Source organism: Frisingicoccus sp., from assembly GCA_016298055.1.
Classification (GTDB): domain Bacteria; phylum Bacillota; class Clostridia; order Lachnospirales; family Lachnospiraceae; genus Frisingicoccus.
Map to the genome: position 1 here is coordinate 1 of JAEDDO010000173.1, position 3,626 is coordinate 3,626.

The following is a 3,626-nucleotide window of genomic DNA, read 5'->3' on the forward strand; positions in this document are numbered from 1 at the left end:
GGCAGCTCCATGCTGGGGTTAAGGGGCAAAGCCCATTATCGGGTCAAGGGTGAAACGCCTTGCCCAGTGATTTGATGCCTGCGTCAAGTCGTACTGGGTATTATCTGGCGAATTGTGTTACCCAAAATCATTTTCGGGAATGACCGCCACATGAAAAAAGCTTGTGGAATGCAAGAGGCAGATAATGGAAAGACCACAGAGGAGGGCAGAATGGGAAAAAGAAAAATGAAAAAATGCAGAATGGATGAAAGGGGGAATCAGAAAAATGAGAGCTACAAGGCATAATGGCAGATCGGGGAAACATGGTGTTTATAATCCAAAGCACAATGACAGAAAATTCGATATTGCCAACAGCGAGCATATTGATGCGGAGAGGGAAAAGCAGAATATCTATTGGGACTGTTACCGGGGATATGTCCAGAACCCTTCAGATGAGACACTTAGGAATTGGGGACCGGTCGAGCCGGAGGCAAGTTTTCATGATATTGAAAAGATGTATTATGAAGACCATTACAGCGATTTTATAAAAGGGCAGAATGCCAGAAATGAGAAAAACCGCCACCCGGAAAGAAACCGGACAACGGAAGATCTGTTAAAAAATAAAATGACCTGTCCGGAAGAAACGATATTCCAGATCGGAAAGGAGGGGGAGCATATATCGGGAGAACAGCTTTTTCATATTGCGGATTCTTTTATGAAAAGGTTCGAGGGGATGTTTGGAGACCATGTGCATATTTTGGATTTTGCACTCCACATGGATGAGACCACTCCCCATATCCATGAACGTCACGTGTTTGACTGCGAGAATAAATATGGGGAACTGTGTCCGCAACAGGAAAAGGCATTGGAAGCACTTGGAATTCCTCTTCCCGATCCAGATAAGCCCAGAGGAAGAAACAATAACCGGAAGATGACTTTTGATCTGATCTGCAGGAATCTTCTGTTTGATGTTTGCAGGCAGTATGGGCTGGAGATTGAGGAAGCGCCGGAATATGGCGGAAAGAAGTATCTGGAAAAGCAGGAGTTTATCATACAGGCACAGAAAGAAAAGATTGCCCGGCAGGAACAGATGATAAAGGAACAGGAAGAAAAAATCATGGATAATGAAACCCTGATCGATGAAGTGTCAGAGATCGCTTATGACAAGGCGGTGGAAGTCGTTACGGAAAAAGTAAGGGCACAGACACAGGAAGAGGATATCAGGCTTCTGGATCAGCTTTGCAATAACATTGTCCAGAATCCAAATAATTCTGATAAGGCAAAAACAATTACCAAAAATGTGATTAAGCTGGCGAAAGAGAAATTACGGAATGCAGCAAATGCAGTTATTGAAAAAGTGCAGAAAACTCTTCAGGAGCCAGAGGTCAGGAAAGCGAATACGGAACAGATCAAGAAGAAGGCAAGGACGAGTGTTCTTGAAAAACTGGCTGCCAATAAAAAGCGGGTCGCAGAAGAAAATGCTGCCAGAAGAAAAACAAAAACGAAATATCATGACAGGGATTCCCTGTAAAGAGCATTTTGATTTATTCAGTTTTGGATAAAAGTCAGGATGCTCTTTTTTTGAACCCGGTCATATCTGAACGGGTTGGAAAGGAAGTGGATAAAAAATGAATGTGTTTGAAGAAGTAAAGCAGAATGTGACGGTCAGGCAGGCTGCGGAACTTTATGGATTTAAGCCCAACAGGAGCGGATTGATCCGGTGCATTTTTCATAATGACGGTACACCGAGCATGAAAGTTGACCGCAGATATTACTGTTTTGGATGCGGGTGTACCGGGGATGTGATCGATTTTACTGCCCAGCTCTTCGGACTAAAATCCAGAGAGGCTGCTTTGAAGCTGGCAGATGATTTTGGGATCTCCTATGGGAACAGGGCAAGGGATTCTCCCAAAATTGGGAAAAAGTCTCTGGTGAAAGAAAAAGGGAAGACACCAGAAACAGACTGGAAAACAGAATGTGCCAGATTTACAAAAGCATATCTGGATTACCGCACCCTGCTTCTGGAATGGAAAGAATGTTATGCACCAAAAACACCAGAGGAAGAGTGGGATGGGCATTTTGGCACCGCACTGAGGGAGTTGAGTATCGTTGAATATTATCTGGATATTCTTCTGTTCGGTGATGAAGAGGATAAGAAAATGCTTGTCAAGGAAAAAGGAAAGGAGGTGGAAAAGATTGAGCGAGAATGTAAAGGAGCAGGACGCTTTGCAGATGATGGAGCAGATGGCGGATGTGGATGCCATAAGGGAGATCCGCTCCCATCTGGCTGTGACAAATCAGGGAACCGTCAAAGGGACGATGCAGAATTATATGATCGTGCTTCGGGAAGACCCGCTCCTGAAAGGGAGCCTGAGATTTAATCTCCTGAACCAGAGGATCGATATCGTCAGGAAACTCTGGTGGAATGATGGGATCATCTCTATGACAGATGCTGCCAGAGATTTCTTTTATCTGTATTTTGAACAGTTTTATAGTCTGGGAAATGAGAAAAACATGGATAAAGCCCTGAGGGCGGAAGCAAACAGCAAACAGTATCATCCGATCTGCGAATATCTGAACCGCTTAGAGTGGGATGGCACAGAACGTATCCGTTATGTATTGAAGAGGTATATGGGGGCAGATGATTCGGATATGGTCTATGAATGCCTGAAGCATTTTATGATGGAAGCACTGCTCCGTATTTTTAAGCCGGGGTGTAAGGCAGATGAGATGCTCTGCCTTGTAGGAACACAGGGGGCAGGAAAATCTACATTTTTCCGGTTTCTGGCTATTAAGGATGAGTGGTTTTCAGATGACTTGAGGGATTTGGGAGATAAAAAGATTTATGAAAAGCTCCGGGGTCACTGGATCATGGAAATGTCAGAGATGATTGCTGCGATCAGTGCAAAGAGCAATGAAGAGATCAAGTCCTTTTTGAGCCGGCAGAAAGACACATTTCGGAATTCCTATGGGAAATTTGAAGAGGACAGACCGAGACAATGTCTGTTTGCCGGGACAACCAATACAAAGCAGTTCCTGCCTTTTGACCGTACAGGAGCAAGACGTTTCCTTGTAATCGAGGTCGATTCCTCAAAGGCGGAAAAACATCTTCTTGATAATGAAGAAGAATCGAGGGCATACTTCGACCAGCTTTGGGCGGAAGCAATGGTCATCTTCAATTCCTGCAAGGACAAAGGCAGCCTTCTGAAACTTCCAAAAGAAATGGAGGGGCAGATCATTGAATACCGGAAACAGTTCATGCAGGAAGATACGATGGCAGGGCAGGTTCAGGGATGGCTGGATGGATATGCCGGGACTTATGTCTGCTCCAGACAGATCTGGAAAGAGGCATTTAACCATTATGATGGTGAACCAAGGAAATATGAGACCAATGAGATATGCCAGATCATGGACACACAGATCATTGGATGGAAAAGAGGCGGTTATCATCGTTTCTCAAAAGAAGGATTTGGTACACAGCGGTGCTGGATCAGAGAGGGAAAGGGTGAAACAGAGACTGTCAACCAACTGGACAAAGATGGATTCATAAAACTTACGGAAGGTGAGCAGATGAAGATACCTTTTGATTAGCCTGACAGGGAGAGGATGGTCAAAACAGCTGAATTTCCATTTTTTTGACTGTTTGT

General features: G+C 44.3%; 3 protein-coding genes. All 3 read left to right on the forward strand.

Translation table 11 applies throughout. The features are described from left to right. The first annotated feature begins 265 nt into the window (after positions 1-265). Positions 266-1,510 (forward strand): serine/arginine repetitive matrix protein 2, encoded by a 1,245-nt coding sequence (locus tag QZZ35_RS09965; protein ID WP_291237262.1) that lies wholly within the window; start codon positions 266-268, stop codon positions 1,508-1,510. 97 nt (positions 1,511-1,607) lie between these two features. Further along, positions 1,608-2,360, forward strand: a complete 753-nt coding sequence (locus QZZ35_RS09970) for a CHC2 zinc finger domain-containing protein (RefSeq protein ID WP_291237263.1) — start codon at positions 1,608-1,610, stop codon at positions 2,358-2,360. After that, complete coding sequence (locus tag QZZ35_RS09975) at positions 2,311-3,570, forward strand: virulence-associated E family protein (protein ID WP_291237264.1); 1,260 nt, start codon at positions 2,311-2,313, stop codon at positions 3,568-3,570. The genes QZZ35_RS09970 and QZZ35_RS09975 overlap by 50 nt, the downstream gene beginning before the upstream one ends. Positions 3,571-3,626 lie beyond the last annotated feature (56 nt).

Excerpts from the sequence above, each read along its gene's own strand:
- QZZ35_RS09965 (WP_291237262.1), top strand. The coding sequence starts at position 266 with ATGAGAGCTACAAGGCATAATGGCAGATCGGGGAAACATGGTGTTTAT.
- QZZ35_RS09970 (WP_291237263.1), top strand. The coding sequence starts at position 1,608 with ATGAATGTGTTTGAAGAAGTAAAGCAGAATGTGACGGTCAGGCAGGCT.
- QZZ35_RS09975 (WP_291237264.1), top strand. The coding sequence starts at position 2,311 with ATGATCGTGCTTCGGGAAGACCCGCTCCTGAAAGGGAGCCTGAGATTT.